Annotated in this window: 14 protein-coding genes; 8 read left to right on the top strand and 6 right to left on the bottom strand. The window is 60.8% G+C overall.

Annotated elements, in window-relative coordinates:
• Positions 1-35: 35 nt before the first annotated feature.
• Genes NB231_RS15625 through NB231_RS15615 form a run of 3 tightly spaced genes read right to left on the bottom strand, consistent with a single transcriptional unit; the run spans position 36 to position 6,104 of the window.
• Positions 36-3,272 carry an efflux RND transporter permease subunit gene (locus NB231_RS15625; RefSeq protein ID WP_005004748.1) on the bottom strand — a complete coding sequence of 1,079 codons (3,237 nt, stop codon included), beginning with the start codon at positions 3,270-3,272 and terminating at the stop codon, positions 36-38.
• A complete protein-coding gene (locus NB231_RS17145) occupies positions 3,266-4,768 on the bottom strand; it encodes an efflux RND transporter periplasmic adaptor subunit (RefSeq protein WP_005004746.1) in 1,503 nt (500 codons plus the stop codon). The genes NB231_RS15625 and NB231_RS17145 overlap by 7 nt, the downstream gene beginning before the upstream one ends.
• Positions 4,761-6,104 carry a TolC family protein gene (locus tag NB231_RS15615; protein WP_005004745.1) on the bottom strand — a complete coding sequence of 448 codons (1,344 nt, stop codon included), beginning with the start codon at positions 6,102-6,104 and terminating at the stop codon, positions 4,761-4,763. Before NB231_RS15615 ends, NB231_RS17145 begins: the two co-directional genes overlap by 8 nt.
• Positions 6,105-6,325: 221 nt before the next feature.
• On the opposite strand from NB231_RS15615, the gene NB231_RS19920 reads away from it, so the two are divergent.
• From NB231_RS19920 to NB231_RS15580, 8 genes are all read left to right on the top strand, one after another.
• A complete protein-coding gene (locus tag NB231_RS19920; protein ID WP_005004743.1) occupies positions 6,326-6,586 on the top strand; it encodes a hypothetical protein in 261 nt (86 codons plus the stop codon).
• 296 nt (positions 6,587-6,882) lie between these two features.
• Positions 6,883-8,403 (top strand): aldehyde dehydrogenase family protein, encoded by a 1,521-nt coding sequence (locus tag NB231_RS15605; protein WP_005004742.1) that lies wholly within the window; start codon positions 6,883-6,885, stop codon positions 8,401-8,403.
• Between the two features lie 156 nt (positions 8,404-8,559).
• Positions 8,560-9,312: a Uma2 family endonuclease gene (locus NB231_RS15600; RefSeq protein ID WP_005004739.1), complete on the top strand. Its 753-nt coding sequence runs from the start codon at positions 8,560-8,562 to the stop codon at positions 9,310-9,312.
• Complete coding sequence (gene cls / locus NB231_RS15595) at positions 9,276-10,661, top strand: cardiolipin synthase (protein ID WP_005004737.1); 1,386 nt, start codon at positions 9,276-9,278, stop codon at positions 10,659-10,661. Before NB231_RS15600 ends, cls begins: the two co-directional genes overlap by 37 nt.
• A gap of 92 nt (positions 10,662-10,753) precedes the next feature.
• Entirely contained in the window at positions 10,754-10,903 is a 150-nt protein-coding gene (locus NB231_RS18835) for a hypothetical protein (protein WP_005004735.1), read from the top strand.
• A 169-nt stretch (positions 10,904-11,072) separates the two neighbouring features.
• Entirely contained in the window at positions 11,073-11,333 is a 261-nt protein-coding gene (locus NB231_RS15590) for an AbrB/MazE/SpoVT family DNA-binding domain-containing protein (RefSeq protein WP_005004731.1), read from the top strand.
• Positions 11,334-11,699 carry an endoribonuclease MazF gene (mazF, locus tag NB231_RS15585; RefSeq protein ID WP_005004730.1) on the top strand — a complete coding sequence of 122 codons (366 nt, stop codon included), beginning with the start codon at positions 11,334-11,336 and terminating at the stop codon, positions 11,697-11,699. It begins immediately after the preceding gene.
• Positions 11,700-11,859: 160 nt separating this feature from the next.
• Positions 11,860-13,152: a nucleoside recognition domain-containing protein gene (locus tag NB231_RS15580; protein ID WP_005004728.1), complete on the top strand. Its 1,293-nt coding sequence runs from the start codon at positions 11,860-11,862 to the stop codon at positions 13,150-13,152.
• 131 nt (positions 13,153-13,283) lie between these two features.
• Here the strand turns inward: NB231_RS15580 and NB231_RS15575 are convergent, their stop codons facing one another.
• The 3 genes from NB231_RS15575 to bioD form a co-directional block, all read right to left on the bottom strand.
• Entirely contained in the window at positions 13,284-14,366 is a 1,083-nt protein-coding gene (locus tag NB231_RS15575) for a DUF748 domain-containing protein (protein WP_005004726.1), read from the bottom strand.
• A 752-nt stretch (positions 14,367-15,118) separates the two neighbouring features.
• Positions 15,119-16,417, bottom strand: coding sequence for an adenosylmethionine--8-amino-7-oxononanoate transaminase (gene bioA, locus NB231_RS15570; RefSeq protein WP_005004725.1), 1,299 nt, complete (start codon positions 16,415-16,417; stop codon positions 15,119-15,121).
• 20 nt (positions 16,418-16,437) lie between these two features.
• Positions 16,438-17,088 (bottom strand): dethiobiotin synthase, encoded by a 651-nt coding sequence (gene bioD, locus NB231_RS15565; protein ID WP_005004724.1) that lies wholly within the window; start codon positions 17,086-17,088, stop codon positions 16,438-16,440.
• Positions 17,089-17,348 lie beyond the last annotated feature (260 nt).

Here is a 17,348-nt window from a genome sequence, read left to right as displayed (position 1 = left end):
GTGCCCGGCTTTGGCCAGATGGCCGTCGGTGGCGGTCAAGCGTCGCGATGACCTCCTGGTCTGGCCGTCTCCGACTCCGCGTCGGTCATTGGCGGCAACCCGCGCCCGCGCCAGAACGAATAGATGACCGGAAACACGATCAGTACCATGGCCAGCGCCGAAACCACGCCACCCACCATGGGCGCGGCAATGCGCTTCATCATGTCGGCGCCGGAGCCGTGGCTGAGCATGATCGGAATCAGACCCAGCAGAAGAGACAAGCCGGTCATCAGCATGGGACGTATACGCTGGACCGCACCGTCCGTGATGGCGGCGGTCAACTCGTCACGCCCGCGGATCACCCCGGCGTCGCGATGGCGTCGCCAAGCGAGATCCAGATAGACCATCATCAGCAGCCCCAACTCCACCGCCAAGCCGGCCATGGCGATGATACCCACGGCCACGGCAACGGAGAGCTTGTAGCCGAGCAGCCACAGCAGCCAGATGCTGCCGACCAGCGAGAACGGTAGGCTGAGCATAACGATAACGGTCTCGATCAGCGAACCCCGGTGTAGGAACAGCATGAAGAAGATCAGGCCGATGGTCAGCGGCACCAGCACCTGCAAACGCGCCTTGGCGCGCTGGTAATACTTGAATTGGCCGGCCCAAGCGAGACGGTAGCCGGTCGGGATATCGACCTTGTCGGCGACCACCGCCTTGGCCTGATTCACGTAGTCGACGATGCCGATGCCGGGTTGGGTGTCCACGAACACGAAGCCGGCGAGCTGGCCGTCCTCGTCGCGGATACTGGGTGGCCCGGTGGTGAAGGTGATGTCGGCCACCTGGGTGATCGGGATCTGGGCGCCGTCGGCGGTGGTGACCAGGGTGCGCTCCAGCGACTGGATGTCGTCACGGAAGGCACGGGCATAACGCACCAGGATATCGTAGCGCTCGCGACCTTCCACCGTCTGCGAGACCACCCGTCCGCCCATGGCGGCGACGATCACGTCCTGGATAGCGCCGACGGTCAGCCCGAAGCGGGCGGCGGCCGCCCGATCCACCGTGAAATCCAGAAAGTAGCCACCGGTGGTGCGCTCGGCGAAGGCGCTGCGGGTGTACGGTGCAGTGCGCGGATCTTCCTGCAGCGCCTGCTCGATGGCAATCCCCGTGACTTCGATCTGTTTCAGGTCGGGACCGAGCACTTTGATGCCCAGCGACGAGCGGATGCCGGTGGCCAGCATCTCGGTGCGAGTCTGGATTGGCATCCACCACATATTGGGCATACCGGCGAAGTCCATCGCGTGGTCCATCTCGGCGATCAGCTTGTCCCAGGTCATGTCCGCGCGCCAGGCCTCCCGCGGCTCGAGCATGATGTTGATCTCGAACATGGACAGCGGCGCCGGATCGGTGGCCGAGGTGGAACGGCCGAGTTTGCCGAACACTCGTTTGACCTCAGGAAATTTTTTCAGCTCGCGATCCATCGTCTGTAACGTCCGCGTCGCTTGCTCGATCGGTAGGCCGGGCAACGCCGTGGGCATGTACAGGATGCTGCCCTCGTTGAGCGGCGGCATGAACTCGCTGCCGAGCTGCCAGTAGATCGGCACGGTAGCCACCAGCACCGCCACGGCCAGACTGATGACCAGCCAACGGCCGCGCACGGCTGTCCGCACCACCGGCCGGTAGGCCCATTGCAGGGCGCGGTTCAGCCGACCCTTGTCGCCGCGGATCTTGCCGCGGATCAGCAGCACCGCCAGCGCCGGCACCAGAGTCACTGCGAGCACCGCGGCGAAGGCCATGGAATAGGTCTTGGTGAAGGCCAGCGGCTTGAACAGCCGACCCTCGCTGCCCTGCAGCGCGAATACCGGCAGAAACGACACCGCGATGATCAGCAGCGAGAAGAAGATCGACGGGCCCACCTCCTGCATCGCCTCGATGATCACGGCGGTGCGTGATTTAGCCTGCTCCTCTGCGGAAGACTCGCCGGCTTGCCAGGCGGTCAGGCGCTTGTGGATGTTGTCGATGAGCACGATCGCCGCGTCCACCATGGCGCCGATCGCCACCGCAAGGCCGCCCAGCGACATGATATTGGCGGTCAGGCCCTGGTAGTACATCGGGATGAAGGCCAGCAACACCGCGATCGGCAGAGTGATCACGGCCACCAGCGCCGAGCGCAGGTGCAGCAGGAAGACGAGGATCACCAGGGAGACGATGACCATCTCCTCGGTGAGAATGCGTTTTAGGGTGGCGATGGCGCGCTCGATCAGCGACGAGCGGTCATAGACCGGCACGATCTCCACACCCTCAGGTAACGAGGCCCGAACCTCGTCCAGGCGCTGCTCGACCCGGGCGATCACATCCAGGGCGTGCTCGCCGTAGCGCATCACCACGATGCCGCCTACGGTCAACCCCTCGCCATCCAAATCGGCCTGGCCGCGGCGCATGGCGGGGCCGAGCTGGACATCGGCGACCTGAGCGAGTGTCACCGGCGTACCGCCGGGGCCAACGCCGAGCGCCACCTGTTCCAGGTCAGCCGTTGATTGCACGTAGCCGCGGCCGCGGATGAAGTGCTCGTGGCCGGCGACTTCCAACACCCGACCGCCGACATCGTTGTTGGACTCGCGCACGGCCTGGATCACCCGGCTCAGCGAGAAACCGTAGGATGCCAGCTTGTTGGGATCCACGTTGACCTGATATTCCTTCTCATAGCCGCCCACCGTGGCCACCTCGGCAACGCCGACCACCGCCTCCAGGGCGTAGCGCAGGTTGAAATCCTGCAGGCTGCGCAGGTCCGCCAGGCTATGGCGGCCGGATTTGTCCACCAGCGCATACTGGTAGACCCAGCCGACGCCGGTCGCGTCCGGGCCGAGCGTTGGGTTGACGCCTTCGGGCAGGTCCTTGGCCGCCGAGTTGAGATACTCCAGCACCCGCGAGCGCGCCCAATAGAGGTCGGTGCCGTCCTCGAAGATGGCGTACACGAAAGACAATCCCATGAAGCTCTGGCCGCGCACGAAATCCACATTGGGCGCGGCCAGCAAGGTGGTGACCAATGGGTAGGTGATCTGGTCTTCCACCAGGTCCGGGCTGCGCCCCGGCCATTCGGTGAACACGATCACCTGCACGTCGGAGAGATCCGGGATTGCATCCAGCGGCACGCCAGCCAACGAGCGCCAACCCCAGGCCGTGGCCGCCGCCACCAGAATCAGAGTCAATAGCCAGTTGCGCGCGCAATAGCCGATCAGCCGCTGAATCCAGTCCGGACGGTGGGCGATGCCATCCGTCTTCTCACTTACCATTGCTTGATCCCCGTCTTCAGGCGCGTCTCGGCATCGAGCAGGAAGTTACCCGATGTCACCACGCGCTCGCCGGCCGTTAAGCCCGAGGTGACTTCGATATAGTCCTTGTTGCGCTGCCCCGTCTGGATATAGCGTGCCTGCAGGCGCCCGTCGCCCAGATCCACAAACACCACGCGCGTCTCGCCGGAGAACAGCACCGCCGATTCGGGTACCACGAGGCGCTCGCCGAGATCGGCCTTGAGTTTGACCTCGGCGTACATGTCCGGCTTGAGGTGGCCGTCTGGGTTAGGCAGCGACAGGCGGATGCGGCCGGTGCGGGTCTGGCCCTGGAGATAGGGATAGACATAATCCACCTTGGCCTCATAGCGGGCCCGCGGTAGATACGCCAGGGTGACCTCGGCGGTCATGCCCGCATGGACCAGCGGCAGCTCGCTGTCGTAGACCTCGGCATCGATCCAGACTGCAGACAGGTCGGCGATGCGCATCAGGAACTGGCCGCTTTTTACCGCCGAGCCTTCGACCACGTTTTTCTCCACCACCGTGCCGGTCGCCGGCGCATGGATCGGCAGATATTTGATGGGGCTACCGCGCCGCTCAAGGGCACGCACCTGGGCGGCGGCGATGTCCCAGAGCATCAGACGCTGGCGCGCGGCCTGGATCAGGCTGTCGTTGGAGCCGCGGCGGGCTAAGCGCTGCCGGGCCTCCAGGTATTCCTGCTGAGCCGAGAACAGCGCCGGGCTGTAGATACCGAACAATGTCTGGCCGCGCTTGACCGGCGCGCCGACGTAATCGGCCTTGAGGTCGCCGACCCAGCCGTCATATTTCAGTGTGACGTCGGTGACCTGGGTCTCGTCGACGACCACCTCGCCCACCGCCCGGATGGTGCGTGTGAGCGGGCGGCGCTCGACATGGTCGGTCTCCAGACCGATGAGCTGACGCCGGCGGTTGTCCAGGCTGATGACAGGTGTATTTGGCTGTGTGCCGCCGGCCGGCGTTGGCTCGCTGCCACCGAGGCGGTGCCCACCGGTGGCCAACCGCAGGCCCGGCCGGCCGGTGGCCAGATCGAAGCCGAGCTCGGTTCGACCCAGTCCGGGTTTGTCGATCTTGACGGTCAGCGGCCAACTGCCGCTCATGGGCAGCTCCAGCTCGCCTGCGTAGTGACCCGGTGCGGTTTCCCTGAGATCGGCCGGCGCGCGCATGGCGGCCATATTACCCATCGCCGGCATAGTGGCCGCCGCGTCGATCTGCGCGTCGGAGACGGGTTTGGCGTCGGCGTCCTGCAGGCGGATAGTTAGTCGATTCTTACCCAGCACGGGCGGGTCGGGCGAGATCGCCACGGACAAGCGAAACGGTCCGGAAGCGTAGATCGGGGCCGACATCTGAGACAGCGGTCCGGCACCGGCACCCGTGTCCCGCAGCAGGTACCAGCCGCTGAGACCGCCGGTCGCAGCCAGTAGGACGGCCGCACCGATGACGATCCGGTGGATTTTATTCATCGCTCGAACCCTCGTTGCTTGGGGCAGCCGTGGCAGGCTCGGGCAGAGAACCGCCGATCCAACGCGTCAACTCGGCGCGAGCGGTGAAATAATCGGCGCGCACACGCGCCAGATTCAGCTTGGCGTCGAGCTCGCTTTGCTCCGCATCGATCACGTCCAGAAACGAGCCGCCGCCGGCGCCGTATTCGGCACGCGCCGCGCTCAGATTCTCGCGCGCCAGTGGCAGGAGCTCGTTCTCATACAGAGCGATGCTGTGGCGCGCCTCCTCGACCGCGGCATAGGCCTGCTCCAATTGGCTGAGCAGTTGCGCGCGCCGCTCGGCAAGCTCGGATTCGAGCCGCAGAGTGTCGGCCTTGGCCTCGTCCAGGCGAGCACGGTACTTACTCCGGTTCAGCGGTAGGCTGAGGCCGACACCGACGTACAAGCGTTTTTCGGCCGGGTCCATGACCCCTCTGGAACCGCCGTAGACCTTGAAGTCCGGATAGAAGCCCTTGCGTGCCAGCGCCTCGCGGTCCTTGTTGGCGGCGATGCGACGCTGTACTTGCGCGAGCTCGGGATGCGAAGCAAGCGATAAGCCCCGTAACGTCGAGTAGGCCGGTAGCGCTTGCGGCGCCGGCAACGCTTGCGGCGGCGGCAAGACATCGTTCGCATCACGGTTGAGCAAGGCATTGATCTTCGCCCGCAGCACACGCTTGAAGCGCTCGAGTGCGAGCGCCTGGCGCTTGAGGCGTTGCAGTTCGACCTCGGCCTGCAACACATCCTGTTGCTGCGCCACCCCGGCGGCGTAATGCTGCTCGGCCACCCGCCGCAACTCGTCCACTAAGTCTTGGCTGGTGGCGTTGATGGCCAAGGCCCGGTGGACATAGCGCCATTCGGCGTAAGCGGACTGGGTGGCCGCGACTAGGCGCAAACGCAAGTCGGCAACGCCCTCGGTGGCGGCGGCTACCTCCTTGCGGGCCGCGGCGGCACGCAGGCCGAGCGTGCCCGGCCAGGGGAAAGCCTGACTGACCGACCAGCTGATCCGCGCATTGTTGTCGACACCGGGCGGCGCATCGAAGCCGCCCACGGTCCGCGGTGCCACGTCGACCGCGACCTGCGGATCGGGCAGCGCGCCCGCCGGCACAACCCGCGCCTGGGCGGCGTCCACCGCGGCGCGCAGGCTCGCCAGGCCGGCATTTTCAACCAGCACGCGTTCGACCAAGTCATCCGCCGTCAGAACCTGATCGGCCGGCTCGGCGAAACGTCTGAAATCCGTTGGCGATGCACGCGTGGCGCCTGAGAGCGCTGCGAGCAAAATCGCGCCCACGGTAAACACCTGGACCAATCGAGCGGTCATGGAACAGCCTCCGTTTGATCGGCATGGCAAACAGCCCCGTGGCGGGCGCCGAACAGGCGCCGCCGATGGTCAAAGCGGGGAGGTGCCGATCAAATGCGGAGACGTCGTGTGGTGAGATAAAGTGAAGAACTGCGCGGTGGACCGTATAGGCCGGTCGCTAACCGGTGTACCCGCCGCGTGCCCGGACTCGATAGCGCCCCGGTGGCAACCGCTAGCGCCGGATGTTGCGGCGTGAGCTTGATCGCGGGTTGTCGTTCGGCGTCGAGTGTCGTCGTGCCGAGCGCCGCCGAATTCCCGAATGCCAGTGTGCAACAGGGGTTCAGATGGCTGCTTCGCTCATGTGGGCAGGTAAGCGACGGCTCACTCGCCGCCTCATCAACCATGCCTTCACAGCAGCAATTTACCTGGAGCTGGTGCCCGGCGCCCATCCACTCGCAGGCCTGCAGCGCACGCACGCCAAGCAGGCCGGCAAGGAAGATTAGAATCCAAATGGAGCGTAGACGTCGCAAGGATTATCCCACGGGGCATCGCCAGACGATGGCTGTAACATACCACAGGCGCATCGCAAGTGAATTCCCGGTCGCTGCCTTGCCAAACCCCCTTGGCACAACCCATTCGATCTGGGAATGTAGACCATTGCCGTTTATCTCACGAAGCGGTATTCCCACATATACATCGCCCATTATTACGACCAGGCTTCGTCTCTCATTCGCCGCTATCACGGGCGGTTGGAAGGCGCCGCAAGCGCACCTTTTTCATCCAACAAGGAGATTCGACCATGATCGCACCTGCGGAGACCATTCAGCTTGACCGCAAGGTCAATCAGTTCATCGCCGATAGGCGTAAGCTGCTGATCGATGGTCAGTGGACCGAAGCCGCCTCCGGCAAAACCTTTCCCGTCTACAATCCGGCCACCGAAGAGGTGATCGCCCAGGTGGCCGAAGGCGCCAAGGAGGACATCGACCGCGCCGTCAAAGCCGCGCGACGGGCGTTCGACAACGGTCCCTGGCCGCGCATGTCGCCTTCCGAGCGCGGTCGCATCATCTGGAAGATCGGCGATTTGCTGCTGGACAATCGGGAGGAGCTCGCGCAGCTGGAATCGCTGGACAACGGTAAACCCATTACGGTGGCGCGTGCCGCGGACGTGCCGCTCGCGGCCGATCTTTTCCATTACATGGCCGGCTGGGCCACTAAGATCGAGGGCAACACCATCGCGCTCTCGGTACCCTACACACCGGGTACCGCCTATCACGCTTACACGCTGCGCGAGCCAGTGGGCGTGGTGGGCCAGATCATTCCGTGGAACTTCCCACTGCTGATGGCGGCCTGGAAGCTGGGTCCGGCGCTGGCCGCGGGCAACTGCATCGTACTCAAACCCGCAGAGGAGACGCCGCTGTCGGCCTTGCGCTTGGGCGAACTGTGCCTGGAAGCCGGCCTGCCCAAGGGCGTGGTGAACGTGGTCACCGGCTTCGGCGAAGGCGCCGGTGCGCCGCTCGCGGCCCACCCCGCGGTAAACAAGATCGCGTTTACCGGCTCCACGGAAGTCGGACGGTTGATCGTGCAGGCGGCGGCGCACGATCTGAAGAAGCTCACCCTCGAACTCGGCGGTAAATCGCCCAATATCGTGCTCTCCGACGCCGATCTGGAGACGGCCGTGCCCGGCGCCGCCAACGCCATTTTCTTCAATCACGGCCAGTGCTGCGCCGCCGGCTCGCGGCTGTTCGTCCAGGAGAAGTATTTCGATCAGGTGGTGGAGGGCGTCTCCGCGCAGGCCAAGCAGATCAAACTCGGACCGGGCCTCAGCCCCGACACCCAGATGGGGCCGTTGGTCTCCCAAAATCAGCTGCGGCGCGTCACCGGCTACCTGGAATCTGGCCGCGAGCAGGGCGTTACGACCGCCACCGGTGGCGCGCGCCGGGGGGATAAGGGCTATTTTCTCGAACCGACGGTGCTACTCGACGCCGGCGAAGACACCAAGGTCTACAAGGAGGAGATCTTCGGCCCGGTGGTCACTGCCATCCCCTTCAAGGAAATGGACGACGAGCTGATCCGACGCGCCAACGACACGGTGTACGGCCTGGCCGCAGGCATCTGGACCAAGGATGTGGGCAAGGCCCACGCGCTTGCCAACAAGCTGCGCGCCGGCACCGTATGGATCAACTGCTACAACATCTTCGACGCCGCCCTGCCCTTCGGCGGCTACAAGCAATCCGGTTGGGGCCGGGAGATGGGCCATGAGGTGTTGAATAACTACACGGAACACAAATCGGTGTGCCTGGCCTATCCCAGCGACGTCTGAGCGTCTTTTTACAGAGATCTTTGGCTGCCGAGCTTGATCGGCAGCTTTTTTGAATTCGAGGCTTCCAATACGGGAGCTAACAGACGCTGATAGTATTGCTAGTGTAATGGTGGCTGGCGGCCGGATGCTCTGCTAACCAGCCATGGAGTCGAACCAATGCCGAACGTCGCCCACTTGCGCTCGCTCTACGAGGCCATCGAGGCGCTCCCCGCTGGGGTCGTCGGTGAACTGATCAACGGGCAGTTGCATACGCAGCCCCGTCCATCGGGTCTCCATGCGTTGACTGCCTCAAATCTGGGCGCCGACCTGGTAAACCCGTTCAGTCGCGGGCGTGGCGGGCCGGGAGGCTGGTGGATTATTGACGAACCCGAAGTGCATCTGGTGCGCGATGCCGAGGTGACCGTTCCCGACATTGCCGGATGGCGGCGCGAGCGCATGCCGCGCCTACCCCATAATCAACGGTTTACTGTTGTTCCGGACTGGATCTGCGAGGTTTTGTCCCCTTCCACGGCCAGCAAGGATCGCGAGGTAAAGCTACCGATGTACGCTCGATACGGCGTCCGGCAGGCGTGGCTTATTGATCCCATGGCGCGTCGGTTGGAGGTTTTTGCGCTTGAGAACGGGCAGTGGAGCGCCGTCGCAAGCTTCGGGGATGGAGAACCCATTTGTGTGCGCCACCGTTCGAGGCCATTTCTCTGGATACCCCTTGGCGCTAGCGCCAAGGGGTATGACGAGCGCGTACGGCCATACCGACCCCGTGCGCAAAGGCCAGCGGTCTTGCGCCTTTATGTTCAAATCACCAAAACCCTCGTACCATCACGTGATACAAGCCGTTTACCCTGCCATCCTCTGGCGCGAATCGACTTCGAATTGTGTTGCAAGAGCTCCTGTATCGATTGCTGTTTTTGACGAGCACCGCGCTACTCGCCTCCTGCTCGACGCTGCCGGATGTCGGGCGTTACCCACATTCATATCATATCGATCCTAGCCCGGATTTTTACGGCGCTCATGGTCCTCTCAGCATCAAGCAAAGCGAGGCCATCCTTGACCGACTTGAGCACGCCACACCGGGAGACGATGGCATTCTGCAACAACACCTCGCGATTGAGCGGGCGATCAGCGGAAACTCGCTGATACTCGGCAACAAAGTCACCTTGCTGGTGAACGGGCCGGCCACTTATGCGGCTATGTACGAGGCGATCAGCAAGGCTAAACACAACGTCAACATCGAGACCTTCATTCTCGAAGACAATCCACTCACTCGAACACTCGTCGATCTACTGGCACAGAAACACCGAAAGGGATTGGAGATTAATCTGATTTACGACTCTTACGGCTCCCTAGACACATCACCGGTATTTTTCGAGCGCCTGCGAAAAGCGGGCATCCGGCTGCTGGAATTTAATCCAATCGATCCTTTGGCGATCGACACGCTCACCACGATCAATAACCGCGATCACCGCAAGCTACTCATCGTCGACGGTGAGGTTGTATTCATAGGCGGAATCAACCTGGGAGCGGAGCTCAGCGGCTCAGGCTCCGACACCCAGCAGGGAGGAAAAGTGGGGTATTCATGGCGGGATACCGATGTGCGAATCGAAGGACCTGCGGCCGCCGAGTTTCAAAAGGCCTTTATCCAACACTGGAAAAGCCAGGCAGGGCCTCCGCTGACACCAAGCAGCTATTTCCCCGACATCCGCCCCGCAGGGAAACACATCGTCCGAGCGATCGCGAGCAGTGCGGACGCGCCCGTTCCGCTGATCTACGCCACCTTGATCTCGGCTATACGCAGCGCCAGCCGAACCATTCATATTACAAACGCCTATTTCGTTCCTAATCAGCATTTTTTGGATGCACTGAAGGAAGCCGCTCGGCGCGGAGTCTCGGTAATCCTGATCCTTCCGAAGCACAGCGATTCGTGGCTAGCACTTGCCGCCGGGCACTCGCATTATACGAGCCTGCTCGAAGCGGGAATTACAATCTATGAGCGGCGGGATCGCGTGCTACATGCCAAAACCATCGTGATCGATGGTGTTTGGTCGACCATCGGATCCAGCAACCTCGATTGGCGCAGCTTTCGGCACAATGACGAGATCAACGCCGTTATCCTGGGGCGTGACTTCGCCGAGCAAATGGAGACGCTCTTCACTCATGATCTGGCTCATTCGAACCGAATCACCTTGGCGCAGTGGCGCCATCGCTCATTGTGGACACGCTTCAAGGAATCCGTAGCTCGATTTTGGCAATGGTGGTTGTAACCAAAGCACCAGCAACGGATCCTGGCTAACAACCCTATCGGGGGGCACCGGCTCGGCGGGAATCACCGCTGGCTTTCTGGGGGATCGCTGCCTTGAATACGGTTTTCTTCGCGCTTGTCGTCGCCTCTTTCGGATTCGCCGTTTGGGGGCAGATCAACGGAAACAGTGCCGGCATGCAGGCGCCGAGCCAAGGCATGATCGACTCGGCCGCCGGTGCGGTCGAGCTGGCGATCGGCCTCTGAAGCGGCACATCTCCAATAAGATCAAAGATATCCTTGCTATTTTGCCAATGTGTTGGGTCGGCGGGCGAACGTTTGCTTAGCTCGGCTGTTACCAAGTATCTACGCTGTAGACACGTCACCTCCATTATGTCAACGTTTATAGAATAACTACATCGGTGAGCAACCGCTCATGAGTAACACGAAGATGCGTACGACAGTCAGCAAATGGGGCAATAGCGCGGCCGTTCGTCTACCGCGCGACTTGCTCGAGCGCGGTGGGCTCGCCATCAACGATGAAGTCGAGATCGAGCAGAGCGGCGATGGGCTGTTGATCCGTCGTGTACGACCCGCTCCAGCTTACGACCTTGCCAAGCTGGTTGAGAGAATCACGGAGGACAACCGCCATGCGGAGGTTTCATGGGGGCAACCGGAAGGCGAGGAAACGGAGTAGATGCCTCGGCGAGCGTACGTGCCGAAACAAGGGGATGTGGTGTGGCTGAACCTCACGCCCCAAGCCGGCCACGAGCAAGCGGGCCACCGTCCGGCGTTGGTTCTCAGTCCCGGCGCCTACAACGGCCGCGCGGGTATGGCGCTCGTCTGTCCGATCACCAACCAAGTCAAAGGCTACCCCTTTGAGGTCGCCATCTCCGGCTTACCGGGTGTGAGCGGTGTCGTGCTCGCCGACCAGATACACACGCTGGATTGGCGTGCGCGGCGAGCCACTTACAAAGCGAAAGCCGACGCTGAGGTAGTCTGCGAGGTGCTCGCGAAGATCGCGCCCCTATTGGCATACCGGCGTGACGAGGTGGAACGGTAACGGGCTCTCGAAGCCAAAGGTCTATTCAAGAAAACCGTAACCCGGTTCTGGCAATGGTGGTTGTAGCCAAAGCGCCAGCAACGGGTCCTGGCTAACAACCCGCTCGGGACACCGATTCGGCGGGAAGCACCAACACCGCCGGCTTTTGGGGAACGCTGTATTGAATGCGGTTTTCTTCGCGCTTGTCATCGTCTCCTTCGGGTTCGCCACTTGGGGGCAACTCACCGGCAACGGTGCCGGCATGCAGGCGCTGAGCCAGGCCATGATCGACTCAGCCGCCGGTGCGGTCGAGCTGGCGGTCGGCCTCATCGGAGTTATGGCCTTGTTCCTGGGCTTGATGAAGGTGGCCGAAGCCGGGGGCCTGCTCACCATCATCGCGCGGCTCATCAGTCCCTTGATGAGCCGGCTGTTTCCGGAGGTTCCCCCGGACCATCCGGCGATGGGGGCGATGATCCTCAACCTCTCCGCCAATGCCTTGGGGCTTGGCAACGCCGCCACCCCATTCGGAATTCGGGCCATGCAGGAATTGGATCGCCTGAACACCAAGCCGGGGGTTGCCACGGATCCCATGGTCTTGTTCCTCGCCATCAACACCTCCAGCGTGACCCTGCTGCCGACCGGCGTCATCGCACTGCGCGCCTCCGCCGGCTCCCAGGATCCCGCGGGGATTCTCCCAACCACCTTGGTCGCGACCATGGCTGCGACTGCGGCGGCCATCCTAGCGGCCAAGTTATATCGATCGTTCACACCGTTTGCGGCGACGCCGGCTTTGCCCGAAACCACCCACAACACCCCTACCCCGGACTCCAAGTCAGCGGATCGAATCAATGCGCCGGTGCCGAATACGGGCGAACCCTACCCGTTGTGGGTATCGATGCTCGCGCTCGGGACACTGGCCGGCTTGATCCCGCTGACGATCTTTTTCGGCCAGGCACTTTCGCCGTGGATCATCCCACTGCTGTTTGTCGGCTTTCTGACTTTCGGCTGGCTCCGACGAGTCGCCGTCTACGAGGCATTCGTCGAGGGGGCGAAAGACGGGTTCTGGGTAGCGGTGCGGATCATCCCTTACTTAGTGGCCATCCTGGCGGCGCTCGGTATGCTCCGCGCCAGTGGTGCGCTCGCTGCCCTGGTCCACCTGCTCGGGCCTTTAACGGAGACGGTCGGACTGCCGGCGCAGGCGCTGCCCATGGCCTTGCTGCGGCCGCTGTCCGGGTCGGGCGCCTACGGCATCTTGGCCTCCATCATCCAGGATCCGGCGATCGGCCCGGACAGCTACACCGGCTATCTGGTATCGACCCTGCAGGGCTCGACCGAGACCACTTTCTACGTTCTGGCCGTCTACTTTGGCGCCGTTCAGATTCGGCGCATCCGCCACGCGCTGGCGGCCGCCCTCACCGCCGATCTCACCGGCATCTGCGCGGCCGTGGCGATTTGTTCTTATTTATACCGATGACACCCCTGCGGAGATATAGATTCTTGCTCATTCGGGTCAGAATCCGTGACAAACCGCCCGATCCAATCCGTAAGGCAAAATCGTCCATTTGAGCACCGTATTATCGGAGTGGGGCTCGACCACTTTTTTATTTACTTGGGTGGCGTCACCGAATGCTCTAAGGTGGGGCGAAACGCCTTGACAAACCCATTCTTTAGGATATTACCAATAGCTGGTAAGACGCCGACACTTGGATCGTCTAGCCGCCCAGAGATCGGCACCCGCGTAGCGAATTGATCTTTCGGTTGATTCTGCAACAAATCGGTAAAAAAGCCTGACGTAGCTTCAAGGATCACGCGGAAAGGATTATCCTCATCCTGTTCCACGTCTTTGTTCCAACTCAAGATATCGAGATTCTTTAAAATCGGTTTGATATAGCCATCGACAGCGCCGTCCTTTGCGGCCATCTCGACGACCAGGTCGAGCGTGCCGCTGTTGGCGTCGAACGGTGCGTAAGCTTTAAGGTATTCCCTGATTCGAGTCATCTGCAGATGAAGCAGACGAAAATCGAAATTGAAGTCCGGCTTTGCGGCGAATGGGTCGATGTTCAAATTCAGATTGACATCGGCATGGTTCATAGCGAGCGCATGGACCTTAAGCTTGGCTAGACGTTCTTTGCCTTTGCCGCGGCTGTTGTTCAGGTTGCGAAGGACGGCATCGACGTTATTTATATAAACATCGACCTGCGGGTCGCTATTGAAATCATAATAATGAATGCTACCATTGACGGCTTGGAAACGGTCGATGTTGATCGGGACCAGTTCTTGCGCAACCTCGGTCCACTCCTTATCCTCGCCCGTTTGTGCTTCCTGCCCTTTTTTGCCGGCGACAAAATTGACCTGCGGCTTAGTCATATAGACTTCGGCAACGACGGCGCCACGAAAAAGCGCGCTCCACAACACAGAAAGGTCGATGGTATCGGCAGCGAATAACGGTTTGGGAACGGGACTGTCGGTCTTGACGAGTTCTATATTCTGTATTTTATAAGCGCCCCGCCATAGGTGGATATCGATATCTGCAATACGGCCCTGGTAGCCAGGAATATTATCGAGCGTATCATTGACGTAGTTCAAAACCAGCGAGGGCAGCGCTATCCGCACTGCGACAAGCAGCACGATAAGCGTTAGTACGGCACGGCCTTTCCAAGTATTGATCAGCCATCTGAAAAATGACATCGGCTTACCTGCTCCGCTATGGGATTTTGTGCCTTCGCCGCTCGGCCTGCTCTATAAGCATGGCCTTATTGGCGGACCATAACAATAAGAACCCCACGTTCTTCCGCGAGTTCCCTTCCTGTCCAAGAACTGGGGTTCACCGAGTGCCGAAGGCCAAGCGCCAGCCTCGGTCTTCATCAACTTGCCGCATGTCGCGACCCGCTCGATGCGGACATGGAGGCCGGGAGAAGTTCTTGGTGGCGTTTCAGCGCTTGGCTTCCTTGCCCGTCCCTGTAATGGCCGCAGGCTTGTTAAGGGGGTCCGAGAGACGACGACCGCGACTTTCAGGAATTCGATACACCGGCTACCGCGTTGGCCTGTCAGTTCAGCGCTGCGAACTGGTCAACGAACGGCTTTTCGAAGTGGAGATATTCAAATACGCTTGCTTCCCCGAGAACCGTCCTGGGATCGCCGAGTTATACTCGGCATGGTTGCTGCATCCAGCGCTGCCCCACTGCCAGTCATCCGGGGTGAGGACCAGGCCGGCTGCGACTGGATTGTTTTCGATGTATCGGATAGTCGTCAAAAGATGCCGCTCGTTGCGGATGAACCGGTCCCAATAGTCGCGCTGCCACAGTGGAGAAGTTTGCCGAGTGCAGCTCGGCGATCCCAGCAGGCGAATTCACACATAGCGCATTGCTCCAGGAACATCGTCAGCTTCGCGGTCGCCGCATCCCGGCTACCTCTGACGACACGCCGGCAAGCTCAAGCGATCACAGCTCGTCGAGAATAGCGGCGATGCCCCGATAGGCCTGCGCAAGCTCGTCTCTAGTGATGCAGTACGGCGGCATCAAATACAGCACGTTGCCGAGCGGGCGCAGCAGCAAGCCCTGCTCGAAAGCCTTGCGTTTGATAATGGCGGAAACTTGATTCAGATAGCCCGGCCGGTCGGCCGTTTTGATATCCATGGCGGCGATGGTTCCGGTCACGCGGATTTTATCGAGCTTGGGATGATCCTCCAGCTTCGCCAGATGCTCGATATGTTCCTGCTCCAGGTTTTTGAAGGCGTATTCGTTTTGCTCGAGCAACTTCAGCGTCGCATTGGCGGCGGCACAGCCGAGCGGATTCGCGGTATAGCTGTGGCCATGGAACAGGGTCTTGGCCGGATCCGCGCTTGCGAATGCCTCATAGACGGAATCGGAGCAGACCGTCGCCGCCAGCGGCAAAAATCCGCCGGTCAGCCCTTTGGCAAGGGCGATCACGTCCGGCTCGATCCCGGCGCGCTCGCAAGCAAACCAAGCCCCCGTCCGACCGAAGCCAGTCATCACTTCATCGAAGATGAGCAGCGTATCGTGCTCGTGCGACAGACGGCGCAGCGCCTGCAGAAATTCCGGCCGGCACATGCGCATCCCGCCCGCGCCTTGCACCAGAGGCTCGATGATGATCGCCGCATAGCGCTTGGGGTTTTGCTCGAGAAGTTGGGTAAGCCGGCCAAGCGCCGCGGCTTCTTTTTCCTGAATTTCGTCGTCTCCACGCCAGGTCACCGGATACGGCACAGATTCGACCGGGAACAATAACTCTTTGTATACATCGGTAAAGAGCGAACGGGCACTGACCGACATGGCGCCGAAAGTATCGCCATGATAGCCATGATCGAAGCAGATGAAAGATTCACGTTTTTCGCCGAGATTGGCCCAATATTGCCAAGCCTGTTTGATGGCGATTTCCACGGCGCTGGAGCCATTATCCGAATAGAAAACACGATTCAATCGACCGGGCAATTTCCCAGCGAGCGTTTCTGCTAATTTCTCTGCTGGCTCATGGGTGAAACCGGCAAAAATGACATGCTCTAGACATTTCGCTTGCCCATGAATCGCATCGGCGATTTCGGGTCTTGCGTGACCGAGCACATTGACCCACCAGCTCGATATCAGATCCAGCAGCTGTTTTCCTCCCGCCAGCTCGATCCAAGCCCCGTTACCGGATGTAACCTTAAGCGGCGTCGGTGCCCCTTTGATTGGCGTGAATGGGTACCAAATATTGGGATGAGAACCTGAATATTTTTCCTGCATAGCCAAAACGGCTCTAAAATTTAACTAAAAATTTTATCGAACATAGCTTGCAACGCATCCGAATCGATCGGGTCGACCCGATCAACCACTCCGAGTACCGAAACTTTTCCGTAATGCTCGATTGCCTCATGATTTATTTTATTCTCCAGGCCGTTCATGATAACGCCGACGATTGGTATGGAACGCTGTCGAAGCTGTTCGATGGATAATAACGTGTGATTGATTGTACCAAGGCTCGTGCGTGTGACCAAAATAACGGGAAGCCCGAGATGATCGATCAGATCGATTAGCAACTGCGTGGAATTGAGCGGCACCAGCAAACCGCCGGCGCCTTCGACTACGATTTTTCCCTCGGGGAGGGCCGCAGGCAGCGCAAAATCACGCACACGAATATCGAGGCCATCCAGTGCCGCCGAGGCATGGGGTGATAAGGGCGCGGTCAAACGAAAGCGTTCCTCGGCGAAGTAGGCGTCGCTCAGGCCCGTTACGCGTTTTACGAACTGCGTATCCGTCTCCTCGTCGAGCCCGGATTGGATGGGTTTCCAATAGCGCGCTCGCAAACCCAGCGCCAGCATGGCTGCTACCACGGTTTTCCCGACCCCGGTGTCCGTGCCGGTGACAAAAAGACCTTTCGGTAAATGGATGTTCGCGCCGCTCCGATCGCCAAGCATTACTCCTCGCCTCCTTCGATAAGGCTGTAATATCTCACCACTTCATGGCTTCGTGGTTCAGAGTCACGTCTTGTTTCAACACATCGAGCACGATAGAGCTTCTGTCTGTGCCAAATGGCCGGTTCAGACCTGACTGAGTTGGTGCACTCCGCCGTCAGGGAGCAGACGCGGCGAGGCTGGCAGCGCTCAGAAGAGCCAGAGCATCGGGCGTGCCATTTTCTTCAACCGCCTATTGTAACGGCAACCCTGGCATCGATGAC

It is taken from the genome of Nitrococcus mobilis Nb-231, from assembly GCF_000153205.1.
Taxonomy (GTDB): Bacteria; Pseudomonadota; Gammaproteobacteria; order Nitrococcales; family Nitrococcaceae; genus Nitrococcus; species Nitrococcus mobilis.
Note: the sequence above shows the minus strand (reverse complement) of the source record. Positions and strands in the feature narration are given on the sequence as shown.

Excerpts from the sequence above, each read along its gene's own strand:
- NB231_RS15600 (WP_005004739.1), top strand. The coding sequence starts at position 8,560 with ATGCCGAACGTCGCCCACTTGCGCTCGCTCTACGAGGCCATCGAGGCG.
- NB231_RS15605 (WP_005004742.1), top strand. The coding sequence starts at position 6,883 with ATGATCGCACCTGCGGAGACCATTCAGCTTGACCGCAAGGTCAATCAG.
- NB231_RS15615 (WP_005004745.1), bottom strand. The coding sequence starts at position 6,104 with ATGACCGCTCGATTGGTCCAGGTGTTTACCGTGGGCGCGATTTTGCTC.
- NB231_RS19920 (WP_005004743.1), top strand. The coding sequence starts at position 6,326 with ATGTTGCGGCGTGAGCTTGATCGCGGGTTGTCGTTCGGCGTCGAGTGT.
- NB231_RS15575 (WP_005004726.1), bottom strand. The coding sequence starts at position 14,366 with ATGTCATTTTTCAGATGGCTGATCAATACTTGGAAAGGCCGTGCCGTA.
- NB231_RS15590 (WP_005004731.1), top strand. The coding sequence starts at position 11,073 with ATGAGTAACACGAAGATGCGTACGACAGTCAGCAAATGGGGCAATAGC.
- bioD (WP_005004724.1), bottom strand. The coding sequence starts at position 17,088 with ATGCTTGGCGATCGGAGCGGCGCGAACATCCATTTACCGAAAGGTCTT.
- NB231_RS15625 (WP_005004748.1), bottom strand. The coding sequence starts at position 3,272 with ATGGTAAGTGAGAAGACGGATGGCATCGCCCACCGTCCGGACTGGATT.
- mazF (WP_005004730.1), top strand. The coding sequence starts at position 11,334 with ATGCCTCGGCGAGCGTACGTGCCGAAACAAGGGGATGTGGTGTGGCTG.
- NB231_RS17145 (WP_005004746.1), bottom strand. The coding sequence starts at position 4,768 with ATGAATAAAATCCACCGGATCGTCATCGGTGCGGCCGTCCTACTGGCT.
- bioA (WP_005004725.1), bottom strand. The coding sequence starts at position 16,417 with ATGCAGGAAAAATATTCAGGTTCTCATCCCAATATTTGGTACCCATTC.